This window comes from Coprococcus ammoniilyticus, from assembly GCF_025567345.1.
Taxonomy (GTDB): domain Bacteria; phylum Bacillota; class Clostridia; order Lachnospirales; family Lachnospiraceae; genus Coprococcus; species Coprococcus ammoniilyticus.
This window is the reverse complement of the sequence record NZ_JAOQJS010000005.1, coordinates 68,293-86,228: the sequence shown is the minus strand read 5'-3', so window position 1 is coordinate 86,228 and position 17,936 is coordinate 68,293. Positions and strand designations below refer to the sequence as shown.

Genomic DNA, 17,936 nt, shown 5'->3' with positions numbered 1-17,936 from the left:
AGAATCACCAACAAATCAGGAGGAAATAGAATGATTAAATTATTTGACAATGGTGCTTATCTTTTAAATGGCACAGAGCTTGTAGAAGACAATGCCGATGCAAATGCGATCCTTACACAGAAGTTAGGTACAGCTCCATCCAAGGAAGAAGCTGCAAAGAATACTATGGCATACGGTATCCTGGAGAAGCACAACACATCTGACAATATGGACAATCTTAAGATTAAATTCGATAAGATGACCTCTCATGATATAACATTTGTAGGTATCATCCAGACAGCAAGAGCTTCAGGACTGAAAGAATTCCCGATTCCTTATGTCCTTACAAACTGTCATAACTCCTTATGTGCAGTTGGTGGTACGATCAATGAGGATGATCACATGTTTGGCCTTTCCTGCGCAAAGAAATTCGGTGGTGTCTATGTTCCGCCTCATCAGGCTGTTATCCATCAGTTCGCAAGAGAAATGCTTGCAGAATGTGGTGCAATGATCCTTGGTTCTGACAGCCATACCCGTTATGGTGCGCTCGGTACAATGGCGATCGGCGAAGGCGGCGGAGAGCTTGCAAAGCAGCTCTTATGCAGAACTTACGATGTAGCTAAGCCCGGTGTAGTAGCAATCTATCTGGACGGAGAAGTTGCAAAGGGAGTAGGTCCTCAGGACGTTGCTCTTGCGATCATCGGTGCAACCTTCCAGTGTGGTTATGTTAAGAATAAGGTAATGGAGTTCGTAGGACCTGGTGTTGATAAATTATCTGCTGATTTCCGTATCGGTATCGATGTAATGACAACCGAGACAACCTGCCTGTCCTCTATCTGGAAGACAGATGAGAAGATCAAGGAGTGGTATGATACACACTATAGACCGGAAGCATACAAGGAAATGAATCCGGGCCCAGTTGCTTACTATGATGGCGTTGTATATGTGGATCTGTCAAAGGTAAAACCAATGATCGCTATGCCATTCCATCCAAGCAATACATATACAATTGAAGAATTAAATGCAAACCTGATGGACATCTTAGACGACTGCGAGAAGCGCGCACTGGTTAGTCTGGACGGTAAGGTTGACTTCACATTAAAGGATAAAGTCCGTGATGGCAAGTTATATGTAGAACAGGGAATCATTGCCGGATGTGCCGGTGGTGGATTCGAGAACATCTGTCAGGCAGCGGATATCATCCGTGGAAGAAGCATCGGTGCAGATGAATTTACATTATCTGTATACCCTGCATCAACTCCTATCTATATGGAGCTTGCAAAGAACGGTGTACTGGCTGACCTGATCGAGACAGGTACGATCGTTAAGACAGCATTCTGCGGTCCTTGCTTTGGTGCCGGAGATACACCTGCAAATAATGCATTATCAATCCGTCATTCAACCAGAAACTTCCCGAACCGTGAAGGTTCCAAGATTCAGAATGGTCAGATCTCATCCGTTGCACTTATGGATGCACGATCGATCGCAGCGACAGCAGCTAACAAGGGATACCTTACAGCAGCTACAGATCTGGATGTTGAATACAAGGGACAGAAATATTTCTTCGATAAGAGCATTTATGACAGACGAGTTTACAATGGTGTCGGCAAGGCTGATCCATCTGTTGAGATCAAGTTTGGTCCGAATATCAAAGACTGGCCGGAGATGATCGCACTGACAGATAACCTGTTATTAAAGGTTGCATCTGTTATTAACGATCCTGTAACAACTACAGATGAACTTATTCCATCTGGTGAGACATCTTCCTATCGTTCAAATCCGCTTGGACTTGCTGAGTTCACTTTATCCAGAAAAGATCCTGAATATGTAGGCCGTGCAAAGGCAATTCAGGCAGTTGAGAAGAAGAGAGAAGAACTTGGATGCTTCTGCAAGGCAGATGAATCCATGAAGCCTATGATGAAAGAAATCAAAGCAAAATTTGCAGATCGTGAGATCACAGGTTCCAATACCGGTTACGGCAGTACGATCTTTGCTGTAAAGCCGGGTGACGGCTCTGCCAGAGAGCAGGCTGCTTCCTGCCAGAAGGTACTTGGCGGCTGGGCAAATATTGCTAAGGAATATGCAACAAAGCGTTACAGATCCAACCTGATCAACTGGGGTATGCTTCCATTCATCATGGAGGAAGATTTCGCATTTGATAATGATGATTATGTATTTATTCCGGGTATCCGTGAGGCTGTTCAGAATAAGAATGAGATCATCAAGGCATATGTGGTAAATAAAGACTTCAAGGAATTAGACCTGAAGCTTGGAAGCTTGACCGATGATGAGAGACAGATCATCATGGATGGCTGCCTGATCAACTACTATAAGAACAACTAAGGTATTCTAATATAATAATTTCCTTACAAGGTGAGTCCTACCTATAAGTGGAAGTTGTAAAAACGTTGAAACCGCTGCTGGTGGTTTCACAAATATGGCTATGTCTTATGACATAGCCATATTTATATTATAAGAAGGAGAGAAACAACATGATATATATAGGAAATCACCTGTCGTCCTCCAAAGGCTTTGAGGCGATGGGAAAGGCGGCATTAAAACTTGGTGCAAATACATTTGCATTTTTTACAAGAAATCCACGGGGCGGAAAGGCGAAAGAGATCGATCTGGCAGATGCGGAACGGTTACGTTCCCTGATGGAGGAGCATCATTTTGGAAAACTGGTCGCACATGCACCATATACGATGAATGTCTGTGCAGCAAAACCGGATATTCGGGAGTTCTCATGGAATATCTTAAAGGATGATATGGAGCGGATGGAGTATCTTCCGGGAAATTATTATAATTTCCATCCGGGCGCACATGTTGGTCAGGGGGCAGAAGAAGCCATACCGGTAATTGCTGACGCATTAAATCATGCGATCAAACCGACTCAGAGTACAGTTGTATTACTTGAAACAATGGCAGGCAAAGGCTCGGAAGTCGGAAGAAATTTTAAAGAACTGGAACGTATCATAGAGCTTGTTGACTGCAAGGATAAGATCGGGGTATGCTTTGATACCTGTCATACATGGGATGGTGGCTATGATCTTGTGGAAGATCTGGATGGTGTACTTCACACGTTTGATCAGATCATCGGACTTGACCGCTTAAAGGCTGTTCATCTAAATGACAGCATGAATGTGAGAGATTCACACAAAGACCGACATCAGAAGATCGGAGAGGGTGAGATCGGAGCAGAAGCATTAAAACGGATCGTAACGCATCCATTGCTTGCAGGCAGACCGTTTATCTTAGAAACACCAAATGATGATGCCGGATATGCAAGAGAGATAGCAATGATAAAGAGCTGGGCGGATGAAAGCATGGAGTAATTGTAAGGATAACAGATAAAATAAAAACGGCCACTATCAGAATGGTTACCCAATAACGGTTTCATTCTGACAGTGGCAGTTTTTAATATTACCAATGAATCAGTTCAATCTTATTTCTCTGTTTTTACTAATTCCGATAATGAAGTTGCAAGTCCTGCAACACCCTGAATATCAGATGGAATAATGATCTTGGTTGACTTGCCGTCAGCAGCCTTTGCGAATGCTTCCAGACTCTTGATCGTAAGAACCTGATTAGATGGAGCAGATTCATTTAAGAGACGGATACTGTCTGCATTTGCCTGCTGTACAGCGAGGATAGCCTGTGCCTGACCTTCAGCTTCACGGATCGTTGCTTCCTTCTTAGCTTCTGCGCGAAGGATCTGTGACTGCTTCTCGGCTTCTGCTTCCAGGATAACGGACTGTTTGTTACCTTCTGCAATAAGGATTGCAGATTTCTTTTCACCTTCTGCTTTCAGGATCTGTTCACGTCTTTCACGTTCTGCCTTCATCTGTTTTTCCATGGCATCCTGAATCGCTGCAGGTGGGATAATATTCTTTAGCTCAACACGGTTTACCTTGATGCCCCAAGGATCAGTTGCTTCGTCCAGGGTAGCACGCATCTTTGTGTTGATCGTCTCTCTGGATGTCAGTGTCTGGTCAAGTTCGAGATCACCGATAATGTTACGGAGAGTAGTGGCTGTCAGGTTTTCGATTGCCATGATCGGATTTTCAACACCATAGCAGAAAAGCTTTGGATCTGTGATCTGGAAGAAAACGACAGTATCGATTCTCATTGTAACGTTATCTTTCGTGATAACCGGCTGTGGAGCGAAGTCTACAACCTGTTCCTTTAAGGTAACACGACGTGCGATCTTATCGATAATAGGCATTTTCATATGAAGACCTACGGACCATGTACCGCAGTAGGTTCCCAGACGTTCGATAACGTAAGCATGTGCCTGTGGGACGATCTTGATTGTGCTGCAGATAATAATGATAGCAATGAATACTAAGATAATTACCAGCCATGTGAGTGGTGAATCCATAATAAGTACCTCCTTTAAGTGGCGACAGATATAGTATCTGTAAAATTAAATAAATTATATTCTGCTGACAATAAGTTTTACGCCGGAAACCTCATTGATCGTGACTTCGGTTCCCTGGGGAATAATATCAGTTTCATCAGCAGCACGTGCGGTCCATTCGAGACCATTTACTTTTACCTGCCCGGTAGCCTTTAGATTATCAATGGTTTCAGATACGATCACCTGTTTGCCGACCAGACTTTCAACATTTGTTTTTTCCATATCGGATAATTTGAAATGTTTTAAAGCCACAGGCCTTGTAGTAAACAGAAGAACTAATGAAATAACTGCAAAGATCAATATCTGGATGATCAGTGATGTACCAAAGAATACAGAGATCGCAGATACCAAAGCTCCTCCCGCGAACCAGATGGTTGTAAGTCCGAGAGTAATGATTTCGATAATTATACAGACCATAAAGATAACGGACCAGATAATTAATTGACAGATTAATTCATTTTCCATAAGAACACCTCCTTTATGCCTCCCCGGTCTTAGGCAAAATAAGTTTTGTGGTTTGTTAAGAACCCTTAAACATGTCACTATTTTACTATGTAACCCAGATATCGACAATGCTTTTTTCAAAAATATAGGGTTATTTAAGGTTCATTTTTTGAACGATTTTGGATTTGGTAAAGTCATGGTTAAATCTATTAAAAATAGGAAATGCTATTGCTTGACTTTTTGAAACAGTATATAATTTTTTCAGGTTGTTTATAATTATATGTAAGAATAAATCCATTGATGTGTTGTTACAGGAATGGAATGAAACGACATATCCGATGTTGGGTTTTGAATGCGGAAAGGGAAAGGTTATCAGACAAAATTGGGAAATGAAAAAAAAAGACGGCTGTTTAAGGCGGGAACGATCATATTTCTGGTAATTGCAGCAGCGCTTGTATTTAATAAGATATTGGAGGAGTGGACAGGCTTTCGGAAGGTACTGGATACGATAACCGGGGCGGCAGCACCGATTATAATTGGTTTTGTGATCGCTTTTTTGTTGAATCCGGTGCTTATCTTTTTTGATCGCCTGTGTCATACGATCTTACAGGATCGGGTGATCAAAGACAAGAAAAAACTGTTTCATGTATCAAGAGCCATATCGATCATTATAACGATCATTTTGTTCCTTGGTCTGCTCACGGGTTTGATCTGGATGGTAGTGCCACAGGTCATCGACAGTATCAATCTTCTTATATCCAATATGGATAATTACTATAATAATATCATGAAGGCGATCAATACCATTTATGATAAATTCAAGAACCTTGGCGAATCCGAAGAAATGGTAATGAATGTCGTAAACACTGTATATGACCGCTTACAGAAATGGGTAAATACAGATGTTGTTCCGAATCTGGATAAGATTGTATTGAATATCAGCTCCGGTGTTGTGGGCGGATTGAAGTTCATTTATAATTTCCTGATCGGTATTGTAGCATCTATCTATGTGATGGCGAATAAGGAATATTTGGCTTCCAGAGGCAAGAAAATCGTCTATGCACTGTTTAAACTGAAAAACGCGAATATCATTCTGGATGGACTTGCAAGTGTAAATAAGATATTCAGTCAGTTTATCAATGGTAAGATCGTGGATTCGATCATAATCGGGATTATAACATTTATTTTGACAACGATCGTAGATATGCCATATGCATTGCTGATCAGTGTTATCATTGGTGTGACAAATGTAATTCCGTTTTTTGGTCCGATCATCGGTGCGATCCCATGTGTGTTTATTGTTCTGATCGCAGATCCGATCAAGAGTATCATATTGCTTATCATGATCCTGTGTATTCAGCAGTTTGATGGAAATATTTTAGGACCAAAGATCCTTGGTGATGTAACGGGACTTTCCAGCTTCTGGGTTCTGACCGCGGTTATCGTAGGCGGTGGTATCTTCGGATTCTACGGAATGTTACTGGGTGTTCCGGTATTTGCATGTATCTACATGTATATCAATAAGACATGTACCGACAAGCTGGAAAAGAAGCATATGGTATCGGTGTCCTCGGAATTTGAGCGGATCAAACGGATCGATGAAGAAACCGGAAAGCCAATCTATCTGACAGAGGAAGAGGAGGATATCCGTTTTCATAAAAAAACTCCGGAGGAAAAAGCAGCCGCAAAGGCAGATCGCGAAGCAAAGAGGCATGCGAAGAAGCTTTATCAGCAGATTGAGAAAGTGATGCATGCAGAGAAAGCTGACGATCAGTTGGCAGCAACGAAGCATGAAGCGGAAAAACAGAGCAGTGATGACGACAAAGATGATCAAATGTAGGAAACGTAGCATATTCAGAAATGACAGGGCACATATAGTGTAGCTTTATGTGATAGAATAAGCCGGCAGATTTCTGTGGGGTAAATACCCGGTTAGAGATTTGCCGGCGTTCCTTTTGCAATAGGATAAAATAGTTATTTTCTTTGAATTAGAAGCATTTTATCAGATAAATCGATTTAATTTTCCATCGTAGTTAAAACCGGCAGATGCCAGTTTTTCGGAAACATCATTTACATTCAGATCCAGATCCGTACATAATTCATCCAGACTCGGATAAAAATCACGAAGCTTCATATTAATAAAGCTGAGGAGCATAACAGGATCTTTTGGAATATTTGGATTAGCCATAGGTGGAAAACCTCCTTTTATGAAAATCTTTTACATATTTTATTTGTAATAAGTATAAAAAACTGGTATATATATAGGGTATTGGAAACGTGTGTCATTTCCGATGTTAGTATAGCAGACGCCGGAAATATGTGCAACCAGATAGAATGGTAGCTGATCGTCTTGTAGTCAGTTACAAAATAATCAGGAGAAACAATCATGCAGAATGATAATGAAAAGAAGAAAATAAAGAAGCCGTCCGGTATGAGGACAAATTTTGCTTTTCAGGCGGCAGTGCTGGCAGGTGCAGGTATATTATCCCGAGTGATCGGTCTCTTATACCGGTCACCGTTATTTCAGATTATCGGAGATGAGGGAAATGGATATTATGGTACAGCGTATGCAATATATTCCATGATATTGATGATCGCTACGTACAGCATTCCAACAGCGGTTTCTAAGATCATTTCAGGGAAGCTGGCCCTGGGAGAATACAGAAATGCGAGACGGGTATTTAAATGTGCTTTTATCTATGTAGTATCTGTCGGATTGGTGGCGGCTGTCCTGACATTTGCATTTGCACCGGCTTTGGTGAAGGAACAGCCAAATGCGATTTTAAGCTTACAGATCCTCGCACCGACAATATTTCTGTCGGGCTTTCTTGCTATCTACAGAGGCTATCTTCAGGCATATAAAACGATGATTCCAACCTCCATATCACAGATTATAGAGCAGATTGCAAATGCAGTTGTCAGTGTTCTGGCTGCCTATCTGATGTCCAGACCATTTGTACCGGGAACCTCTGAACATGCAAAATATGGTGCAGCAGGCAGTGCAATGGGAACAGGGGCAGGTGTTCTTTGTGGAATTATTTATATTCTGATCGCATATGCAGGAAGAAGAAAAGAAATTATGGAGACAGTAGAGTCTGATGTTTCGTCGAATGTAGAATCATATGGAAAGTTATTCCGGCAGATCGTAATGATCGTAACACCGATCATTATTGCTGCATTTGTGTATAATATTACGACCACCGTAGATATGAAGATTTTCTACAATGTCTTAAACAGTAAAAATGTAGATCGTGTTGAATCTGCAAATTTGTACGGTATTTTTTCCGGTCAGTATATGGTGCTGATCAATCTTCCGGTATCGATCGCATCTGCGGTTGGAACAACCCTGATACCAAATATTTCGGGAGCATTTACCAAGGGGGATAAAGCGGAAACGAATCATGTATACAATCAGTCCATGAGTATCACGATGATGGTGACGATACCATGTGCAGTCGGAATCGGTGTGCTATCAGAACCGATCATCACACTGTTGTTCCGTGGTGCGGATCCGCTGGTATTTAAGGCGTTGACTACCGGCTGCATATCTGTGGTATTTTATTCATTATCAACACTTACAAACAGTATCTTGCAGGGAATCGGAAAGGTTATGGAGCCGGTGAAGAATGCGACACTTGCATTGTTGATCCATTTAGTATTCCTTGCTGCTATTTTGAAATTTACAGATGCGAAGCTGTTCGGTCTGGTAGCGGCTACGATCCTGTATTCATTACTGGCATGTATCTTTAATCATATATCTGTATCCAAATATATGTCTACGAAGCTTGATGTGAAGAAGATCTATCTTGCTCCTGCCGTTGCATCGATATTTATGGGAATCGTTGCCTGGGGCAGTTATCAGATCTTCTACCACCTGATCCATATGAATTCAGTCAGTGTTGTTCTGGCAATCCTGCTTGCAGTTATTTTCTATGCAGCAGCTATTCTGGCAGTCGGAGGATATACGAAGGAAGAAATCCTTGCTATGCCAAAGGGAACCCTGATCCTGAAGCTTGCAGAAAAACTACATCTGGTGAGAGAGTAGAGAAAGGAACGTGTGATAATTAACTTCCAGATTATTGCACTAAAACAAAAGATGAGCAAATTTAAAAAAATGATCATGCGTATGGCAGACCGGCTTGACAGCAGCTGCGCGCTGGGTGCGATCCGACAGGGTATGATCATGATGATCCCGCTTCTTGTAGTCGGGTACCTGGCGGCGATGTTGATCAATCTACCGATTCCTGCATATCAGACGTTTATAGCGAAATTGTGTGGTGGACATGTACTGGAAATTCTGAATTTCGTATATGCCAGTGTTAATGAGTTCTTTGCTGTTTTTCTGGCAGTAACAACAACGGTCAGTTATGCCATTATGAAACGGAGAAAGCAGGAAATCTATGAAGGTACAGGAAATATTATCATTTTAGTAATTATCACACTGGCTGCTCTGGTAGGGTATTTCGGAATCCAGTACGATGATTTTTCCATTCATTCGTTAAGCAATATGCATGCATTTACGGCACTGTTTGTTGCGCTTATTTCCGGTAAGATCTATTACACAATGAAGAGCAGTCGTTTCTTCAAGGTGAAAAATCAGCGTACGAATACGGACGGTATCTATATTGAAGCAATCGAGGGAATTGCTCCGGCGGTTGTCATTATTGGATTTTTTGCGTTTTTTCGAATTTTGTTACAGGTATTATTTGGAGTAAGCGGTTTTCAGGAATTGGTTGAACGCTTTTTTGATTACCTGTTAAAGCCATTACAGAATGGACTGGGAGCAGGAGTGGTCATTATTTTTCTGACACATGCGTTATGGTTCTTTGGAATTCATGGACACAATATGTTAGACACAGTGATCAAGCAGAATTTTTCTGATATAACAGCCGGAATTTTCAGCAAGACAATGCAGGATGTATTTGTACTTCTGGGAGGAGTGGGAGCCGTTTTGTGTCTGGTGATTGCGATCCTGTTGTTTGCGAAAAAGAAGGGTGTTCGGAATCTTGCATATATGGCAGCACCGAGTTTGGTCTTCAATATCAGTGAAATTGTCTTATTTGGAGTTCCTGTGATTTTGAATCCTATTCTACTGATCCCATTTATGCTTGTACCGATGGTGAATTATCTGGTCACTTATGCGGCAATGTTCTTTGGACTTGTTCCGCATGTGATACGTGAAGTTGATTGGACGACGCCTGTTATTCTGAGTGGGTATCAGGCTACCGGTTCCTGGGCAGGAGCAGTTTTGCAGATCCTGTGTCTGGCAATTGGTGTGTGTATTTATAAACCATTTATTCGTATGTATGAAGAACAGCGGGAACTGCGTCTGAAACGTGATGTCAAAAGACTGGTGGAGGAGATGCAGCGCGAGGAGCAGAACAATTCCATCTCACCATATACAAAGCGTGAAGATGAGATCGGACATATGGCCCGTATCCTGGCAGATGAACTTGTTGAAGCAATCAGACGGAAAGAATTGTTCTTAGTGTATCAGCCACAGGTGAACCGTGATGGCAGGTGCATTGGTGCAGAAGCGTTGATCCGTTGGGAGCATCCGGAATTTGGATTTATCTATCCTCCGTTGATCATACAGCTTGCCAAGGAAAAGAAGGTACTTAGTACGTTAGAGAAATTTATCTTTGATACGGCAGGTGCGGCACTGGCACAGGTAAGGGATATCGTACCGGATGATTTCAAGATGTCGGTCAATCTTACAAATGAATCTCTGGAATGGGATGGCATTGAAGCATGTATCGAAAATGTTGTAAAGAAATACCAGTTTCCAAATGTACAGCTCGGACTTGAGATCACGGAGCAGGATGCACTTTCTTCGTCCATTGATATAACGAAAAAGATTGAAGCATTGAAGGCGAAAGGTCACAGATTCCTGATCGATGATTTTGGTATGGGACATACGTCGCTGGTTTATTTGCAGACGAAGTATTTTAACATTGTAAAGCTGGATGGATCTCTGACGAGAGACGTTATTCATAATGAAACGAATCGTGATATCATTGCATCAATCGTCTATCTGGGCAGATCTTTGAAATTCAAGATTATTGCTGAATATGTAGAGAATGAAGCTCAGAGAGATGAACTGAAAAAACTTGGCTGTGATGCATTCCAGGGCTATCTCTACAGCAAGCCGATTAAACTTGATGAACTTATGTCGTGGATCAAAGGGTCAGGACATGAAAGCTGAGATATAAACTAAAAACTCCATGCCGGACGTCTATATATTTTATGAAGCAGACCTGTTCGGAACGTCGGTCTTTAACGAATCACCAGTAGGTGATGAGTTTAGTACCGTTACGTTTCGGATCGAACGAAAGTGTTCTGCGGAATAAAGATATATAGACGTCCGGCATGGAGTTTTTTCTGGTATTTTATAGACTGATATGCTTATGCCATCATAGATGTAAGGATCTGGTTGACCAGTTTTCCGTCAGCTTTGCCTTTAACCTTAGGCATCAGCTCTTTCATGATCTTACCCTTGTCTTTGGCTGTTGGAGCATCGATACCAAGACCTGCAAGAACTTCTTTGATCGTAGCAGTGATCTCTGCTTCATCCATCATCTTTGGTGCGAATTCTTCGAATACGGTGATTCTTGCCTTGCATTCATCTATGATATCGGTACGATCAGCAGGTGTTGTATCGATTGTTTCCTTTGCGAGCTTGATTTCTCTTAATACAACTTCGTTTTCTTCTTCCTCTGTCAGATCAGCACGTTTGTCTATAAATTTATTTTTCAGGGCTGTAAGGAGTGCGGATAATGCGTCCTTTCTCTCTTTATCATGTGCCTTCATAGCGGCCATCATTTCGCTTCTGACTTCATCAATTTTACTCATTATATTCATACCTCCGTATAAAGTTATATATAGGTAATTGCAAAACTGTCGATGTTTTGTAATTGCTTCACATATTGTGATCGGACAGGTTTACAACCTGTCGCTCCTTATTATAGCACCGGAAAAGCGATAATTTCAATATGGCAACTGTATTTGAATTATCGGTTGCATTTGTCCGGGGGGAAGGTATAATGAGCGCATATGGGTAAATATGGCAAATAACAGGAGATGAAAGACTATGTCACTTACTATGAAAATGACAACATTATGTTATATAGAGAAAGACGGAAAATATCTGATGCTTCATCGTACAAAGAAGGAGAAAGATATTAATAAGAATAAATGGATCGGAGTCGGCGGACATGCGGAAGGAACAGAAGGACCGGAAGACTGCCTGCTTCGGGAAGTAAAAGAAGAAACAGGACTGACACTGACCTCTTATCAGTTCCGTGGCCTGATCACATTTATCAGTGATGTCTGTGAGCCGGAGCTGATGTGTCTGTTTACAGCAGATGGCTTTACCGGAAGCTTAACCGCCTGCAATGAAGGAGAACTGAAATGGGTAGATAAAAGCATCGTGCCATCTCTTCCGACCTGGACAGGAGATGCCATATTTTTAAAACTTTTATTAGAAGATGAACAACGTTTCTTCACTCTGCGGCTGGTCTATGAAGGAGATGAGCTGGTGGAACACCGACTGGAGTTTTATTAAAAGAAACCGCCAGCCGGCATTCGACTTTGTATAAGTCATGACTTTTGCAGGCACAACACAACCATTTCATAAGTCTTGACGCTGCAGTTATTTACGAACAGCTTCTTTTATTATTCGTGTGATCTGGATAATAAAGGTTGGGATAAATGCAAGCCCTAAAATGCTCAATACATTTTTAACTGTCAGGTCGGCAATCATGAATAAGCCATGCATAAATGGTGCGAGCAGGACAAAGCCAAGCAGCAGGACACCGGCGAAGAAAGCGGCGACACTCCAGAGGTTGGAGCGGATACCGATCTTTATAATAGAGGATTCGCTGCGGCATGTAAATCCGTGGAACAATCTTGCAAGCGTCAGTGTGGCAAATGCCATTGTGCTGGCAGTCAGGGCATTTACGGAATCACCCAGATAAAAGGCGACGGTTGTAACAATACCGATCAGAACACCGTAGCAAATAAGCTGGAGCGAGAAGGATTTATTGAAGATTCCTGCTTTTGGATCTCGCGGTTTGTTACGAAGTAATTTCTTATCGGATGGTTCCATACCGATGGCAAGTGCCGGAAGTGAATCGGTCAGCAGATTGATAAAGAGCAGATGAACCGGCTGGAATGGGGTATCAAGCGCCATGATGGAGCAGTAGAGAACTACCAGAATGGCTGCGAGGTTTCCGGACAAAAGGAACAGGATGGCATTCATGATATTACGGTAAACATTTCTTCCTGTCAGGACAGCTTTTATGATCGTTGCAAAATTATCATCTGCAAGGATCATAGCTGAGGCATCCTTTGATACCTCGGTTCCGGTGATTCCCATAGCGACACCGATATCTGCTTTTTTCAATGCGGGAGCATCGTTTACACCGTCACCGGTCATGGCGACAATGTGACCTTTCTTCTGCCATGCATCAACGATACGGATCTTGTTTTCCGGTGAAACTCTGGCATAGACGGAGATCTTTGGAAGGACATCTGTAAGTTCGTCATCGGTCATACGGTCGACTTCCTGACCGGTTACGGCCATATCACCATCGTGGAAGATACCGATCTGTCTGGCAATAGCGGTTGCCGTTACTTTATGATCTCCGGTTATCATGATCGGTTTGATTCCGGCGGAGATAGCATCCGCAACTGCAGCCATGGATTCTTCTCTTGGCGGATCAATCATGGATACAAGTCCGATAAAAGTATAACCATATTCGGAGGCTGCGGTCAGAACTTCCGAATCGGAACATTCTTTATAGGCAAGTGCCAGAACCCGTAAACCTTGTCTGGAAAATTGCATGTTTTGTTCCAGAATTCTGTTGCGGTCGTTCTCTGTAATCGGACGGATACCATCCTCTGTGATGATTGAATCCATACGGGTAAGAAGAACATCGACTGCACCTTTTGTCAGAAGCGTAGGTACGCCGTGCAACAGGTATTTGCTGCTCATCAGTTTCCGTTCGGAGTCAAATGGAATCTCTTCCAGACGCGGCATCAGATCACGCAGAACTTCTTCTGTTACACCGACATCAAATAGTTTCGTTTTCCTTGCCATCGTAAGGAGACAGGTTTCAGTCGGATCCCCGATATCCTTGCCATCCCGGATACTGCTGTCGTTGTTTAAGATACAGTTGTACAGAAAATAACGATGTGCCGGAATATGGAGATCCAGTTGGTCGGCATTTAACAGAGTATCACAGGTATAAAGCTGCTGAACTGTCATTTTGTTCTGGGTCAGTGTACCTGTTTTATCCGAACAGATAACAGAGACACAGCCCAGACTTTCGACTGCTTTCAGATCTTTGATGATCGCCTGATCGGCAGCCATCTTTCTGGTACCCATTGCCTGAACGATCGTAACGATCGAACCGAGAGCCTCCGGAATGGCAGCGACAGCAAGGGCAACTGCGAACATCAGAGAATCCAGTATTTTCTCGCCCTGCATCAGGCGGAGACCGAATACGATCAGGCTGATCACCATAATGATCGTTGCCAGTTTTTTACTGAAATTATCAAGACTGATCTGAAGTGGGGTCGCTTTGGATTTTGTATTATTCATAAGGGTGGCTATCTTACCCATTTCTGTATGCATTCCGGTTGCTGTAACGAGAACATTTGCACGACCATAGGTAACAAGACTGCCGGAGAATACCATATTGATGCGGTCACCGAGAGCAACATCCTCGGTGATATCAGAGTCGTCTTTATCCACATTTGTAGACTCTCCGGTCAGAGAACTTTCATTTACCTGTAAAGAGAAATTTTCGATGATACGGCCATCAGCGACGATCATATCACCGGCTTCTAAGAGCAGGATGTCTCCCGGTACGATGTCTTTTGATGCAATCTCCTGTTTGATTCCGTCACGTAATACTTTCGCTTTTGGTGCAGATAATTCTTTTAAGGAATCAAGAGATTTTTCTGCCTTTACATATTGGATCGTACCAAGGATCGCATTCATGATAATAACCGCAAATATAACAATCGTACTTTCGATGTTGCCGGATGCCATAGAGACGATCGCGGCAGCGATCAGGATGATAACGAGCAGATCGGCAAACTGGTGAAAAAAGACAGAAGCAACACTTTGTTTCTTTTGCTCGACCAGAGTATTTTCACCATAGGTTTGAAGTCGCTCTTTAGCATCTGTAGTGGTAAGTCCTTCCGGATTACCGCAGGTTCGGAATAATTCTTCTTTGTTCAGTTGATAGATTTCTTTCATAAGACCATGTCCTTTCTTTTGCTTTTTTTCCTGAGACAGATAATGAATAGTAGTTTTTTAAACATACTGCTTGTATTTCGGAAAAATTCTGATTGGTACATGCTGTTTTTTGTAATTGATAATAAAAAACGAGACTTTTTGTGCACAAAAAATATGCACAAAAAGTCTCGTTTTAACGTATATATCGGTTATCCGATCCCCGGCCTTTTAAGGCGTACTGACGAGAATCGGCACATGCACAGCATGAAACTACTCCCTTTTTGAATGATATATTTTTATCATGTATGAAAAGCTTAGTCAACCGTTTTTAGAAAGTTTTAACCATTTTTTTACCGGAAAATTCGATTTGAAGAACTATGCTTTGACAGAATCTTATAAAAACGATCAGAAAATATCGAAAATAAAAAAGAGGTGTGGTACAATGAGCGTAATTGTTTGGACACAGGTCTTACAGTATATTAAAGCATAAAGTACCTGTATAAAAAGAAAACATATAAGGAAGCAACCGGGAGGCGCAGATATGACATTACAACAGCTTGTCTATGCTGTAAAGATAGCAGATACCAAATCCATGAATAAGGCGGCAGCAGAATTGTATGTATCCCAGCCGGCACTTTCCAGTACGATACGGGATCTGGAAGAAGAATTGAATATCGAATTATTTATCCGAACCAATCGTGGTATCGTGATCACGGCGGAGGGAGACGAATTTTTAAGCTATGCCAGACAGATGGTAGAACTGAATCAGATGATCGAAGATCGATACATAAATAACGAAAAGAAAAAGAATAAATTCAGTGTATCCATGCAGCACTATTCATTTGCGGTAGAAGCCTTTATCGAGCTTGCAAAGGAGATCAGGCTGGATGATTTCGAACTGGCTGTGCATGAGACACGGACAAATGAAGTGATCGAGTTTGTAAGAGACTACCGGAGTGAGCTTGGAATCTTATATTTAAATGAGTTTAACCGAAAGGCTTTGCAGAAGATCTTCTCAGAAAACGGACTGGAATTTACGGAATTATTTGACTGTGATGTATTCGTGTATCTGAGCAACGAGCATCCACTGGCAGGAAAAGAGAAGATCGCATTTGAAGAATTAAAAGATTATCCTTGTCTTTCCTTTGAACAGGGCGAACGAAATTCGTTCTATTATGCAGAAGAAGTATTCAGCACTCTGGAATACAAGCAGATCATCAAAGCAGATGACCGTGCAACAATGCTGAATCTGATGGTTGGTATGAACGGATATACCTTGTGCTCCGGTATTATCTGTGAAGAATTAAACGGCAGTGCTTACCGCGCAATTCCGCTTGACACGGAGGAGAAAATGACGATCGGCTATATCAAACGAAAAGGCATGCGGCTGAGTACCCTTGGCAGACGCTATATCGAGATACTGACCCAATACGGAACACAGGAAAATGTAAAGAAGACGGCTGAGTAAATGCTCAGCCGTTTCCTTTGTTATGAAGTCTGAGCCTGCAAGGAGTGAGTTAAGATGATAATTAAGCAACAAGTTGGCTATAAGCTGTATTTATAACCAGCTCACAGAAATACATACTACCGAAATCTTATTCCTACTGATATACTATGGTATAAATCTCTATAAAAAACAGCAGGAAAGGATGACGGTTATTATGGATACAGGAATTGCTACAAAATGTATATATGGAAATCATGAAAAATTTGAAGGCGACAGAACGGGAGCGATCAGCTTTCCTATCTATCAGACAGCAACGTATGCACATCCGGCAGTTGGACAGAGTACGGGGTATGATTACAGCAGACTCCAGAATCCAACCAGAGAACAGTTGGAGAAGATCGTTGCATCATTAGAAGGAGGACTGGATGCTCTCGCTTTTTCTTCCGGCATGGCAGCTATTACAACATTGATGGAGATCTTCAAACCGGGCGACCATATCATTTCGGAAGCAGATCTGTATGGCGGAAGTATCCGTTTATTTGATCATATTAATCAGAAAAATGGTATTGAGTTCAGCCGGATCAATTTTGCAGAGGAAGATCCGGAAAACTACATCAAAGAAAATACAAAAGCAATCTATATCGAGACACCGACTAATCCAATGATGAATGTTATTGATATCCGCAAGACGGCGGAACTTGCAAAGAAACATAATCTGCTGCTGATCGTGGATAATACATTTCTGTCACCGTATTTCCAGCGGCCATTTGAACTGGGAGCCGATATCATCCTGCACAGCGGAACAAAGTTCTTAAGCGGACATAACGATACGCTGGCCGGATTCATCGTGGTAAATACACCGGAGCTTTCGGAGAAATTACGATATATTATAAAGACGACAGGTGCGGGACTTGCGCCATTTGACAGCTGGCTGGTGCTTCGTGGCATCAAGACACTGCCAATCCGTATGGAGAAGGCACAGGAAAATGCACAGGCGATCGTGGAATTCCTGTTGCAGGAGAAGAAAGTAAAGAATGTCTATTATCCGGGAATACCGGGAACAAATAATTATGAGGTTTGTAAGAGCCAGGCGAGTGGATTTGGAAGCATGTTGACATTTGAAGTGGAGAGCAAGGCGCTGGCACTCCATATACTGGAATCCCTAAAGCTGATCCCATTTGCAGAAAGTCTCGGCGGCGTAGAGACCTTGATCACATATCCGACGACACAGACTCATGCGGATGTACCGGAGGAAATCCGTATAAAGAACGGTATTACAGACAGTGTTCTGCGTCTGTCGGCAGGAATCGAAGATAAGAAGGATCTGATCGCGGATCTGAAACAGGCAATTGATTCTTTTGGGGAATAAAACAGTGTAATATATGAATAATGATGAAAAA

At 42.1% G+C, this 17,936-nt stretch carries 13 protein-coding genes; 8 read left to right on the top strand and 5 right to left on the bottom strand.

The features are described from left to right. The first annotated feature begins 30 nt into the window (after positions 1–30). Together OCV60_RS08680 and OCV60_RS08675 are read left to right on the top strand one after the other, a co-directional pair. Positions 31–2,322, top strand: a complete 2,292-nt coding sequence (locus tag OCV60_RS08680; RefSeq protein WP_021944926.1) for a hydratase — start codon at positions 31–33, stop codon at positions 2,320–2,322. A 149-nt stretch (positions 2,323–2,471) separates the two neighbouring features. Next, complete coding sequence (locus tag OCV60_RS08675) at positions 2,472–3,314, top strand: deoxyribonuclease IV (RefSeq protein WP_262530039.1); 843 nt, start codon at positions 2,472–2,474, stop codon at positions 3,312–3,314. Between the two features lie 110 nt (positions 3,315–3,424). On the opposite strand, the gene OCV60_RS08670 is transcribed toward OCV60_RS08675, so the two are convergent. Together OCV60_RS08670 and OCV60_RS08665 are read right to left on the bottom strand one after the other, a co-directional pair. Then, a complete protein-coding gene (locus tag OCV60_RS08670; RefSeq protein WP_008402646.1) occupies positions 3,425–4,360 on the bottom strand; it encodes an SPFH domain-containing protein in 936 nt (311 codons plus the stop codon). A gap of 54 nt (positions 4,361–4,414) precedes the next feature. Then, positions 4,415–4,864 carry an NfeD family protein gene (locus tag OCV60_RS08665; protein ID WP_008402645.1) on the bottom strand — a complete coding sequence of 150 codons (450 nt, stop codon included), beginning with the start codon at positions 4,862–4,864 and terminating at the stop codon, positions 4,415–4,417. Positions 4,865–5,195: 331 nt separating this feature from the next. Here OCV60_RS08665 and OCV60_RS08660 point away from each other — a divergent pair, with 331 nt between their 5' ends. After that, the gene (locus OCV60_RS08660; RefSeq protein WP_117785693.1) at positions 5,196–6,683 is read left to right on the top strand and encodes an AI-2E family transporter; all 1,488 of its coding nucleotides are present in this window, start codon (positions 5,196–5,198) and stop codon (positions 6,681–6,683) included. A 162-nt stretch (positions 6,684–6,845) separates the two neighbouring features. Here the strand turns inward: OCV60_RS08660 and OCV60_RS08655 are convergent, their stop codons facing one another. Then, the gene (locus tag OCV60_RS08655) at positions 6,846–7,031 is read right to left on the bottom strand and encodes a DUF4250 domain-containing protein (protein WP_021944922.1); all 186 of its coding nucleotides are present in this window, start codon (positions 7,029–7,031) and stop codon (positions 6,846–6,848) included. 198 nt (positions 7,032–7,229) lie between these two features. Between OCV60_RS08655 and OCV60_RS08650 the strand changes: the two genes are divergently transcribed. Further along, the gene (locus tag OCV60_RS08650) at positions 7,230–8,888 is read left to right on the top strand and encodes a putative polysaccharide biosynthesis protein (RefSeq protein ID WP_262530038.1); all 1,659 of its coding nucleotides are present in this window, start codon (positions 7,230–7,232) and stop codon (positions 8,886–8,888) included. A 51-nt stretch (positions 8,889–8,939) separates the two neighbouring features. Next, positions 8,940–11,048: a PTS sugar transporter subunit IIC/EAL domain-containing protein gene (locus OCV60_RS08645; protein WP_262530037.1), complete on the top strand. Its 2,109-nt coding sequence runs from the start codon at positions 8,940–8,942 to the stop codon at positions 11,046–11,048. A gap of 200 nt (positions 11,049–11,248) precedes the next feature. On the opposite strand, the gene OCV60_RS08640 is transcribed toward OCV60_RS08645, so the two are convergent. Beyond that, a complete protein-coding gene (locus OCV60_RS08640) occupies positions 11,249–11,695 on the bottom strand; it encodes a GatB/YqeY domain-containing protein (RefSeq protein ID WP_021944919.1) in 447 nt (148 codons plus the stop codon). A 250-nt stretch (positions 11,696–11,945) separates the two neighbouring features. Here OCV60_RS08640 and OCV60_RS08635 point away from each other — a divergent pair, with 250 nt between their 5' ends. After that, positions 11,946–12,407: an NUDIX hydrolase gene (locus OCV60_RS08635; protein ID WP_117785708.1), complete on the top strand. Its 462-nt coding sequence runs from the start codon at positions 11,946–11,948 to the stop codon at positions 12,405–12,407. An 87-nt stretch (positions 12,408–12,494) separates the two neighbouring features. Here the strand turns inward: OCV60_RS08635 and OCV60_RS08630 are convergent, their stop codons facing one another. Further along, positions 12,495–15,110, bottom strand: a complete 2,616-nt coding sequence (locus OCV60_RS08630) for a cation-translocating P-type ATPase (protein WP_021944917.1) — start codon at positions 15,108–15,110, stop codon at positions 12,495–12,497. Positions 15,111–15,630: 520 nt separating this feature from the next. On the opposite strand from OCV60_RS08630, the gene OCV60_RS08625 reads away from it, so the two are divergent. Beyond that, positions 15,631–16,557 carry a LysR family transcriptional regulator gene (locus OCV60_RS08625; RefSeq protein WP_008402635.1) on the top strand — a complete coding sequence of 309 codons (927 nt, stop codon included), beginning with the start codon at positions 15,631–15,633 and terminating at the stop codon, positions 16,555–16,557. 193 nt (positions 16,558–16,750) lie between these two features. After that, positions 16,751–17,905 carry a trans-sulfuration enzyme family protein gene (locus tag OCV60_RS08620; protein WP_262530036.1) on the top strand — a complete coding sequence of 385 codons (1,155 nt, stop codon included), beginning with the start codon at positions 16,751–16,753 and terminating at the stop codon, positions 17,903–17,905. Positions 17,906–17,936 lie beyond the last annotated feature (31 nt).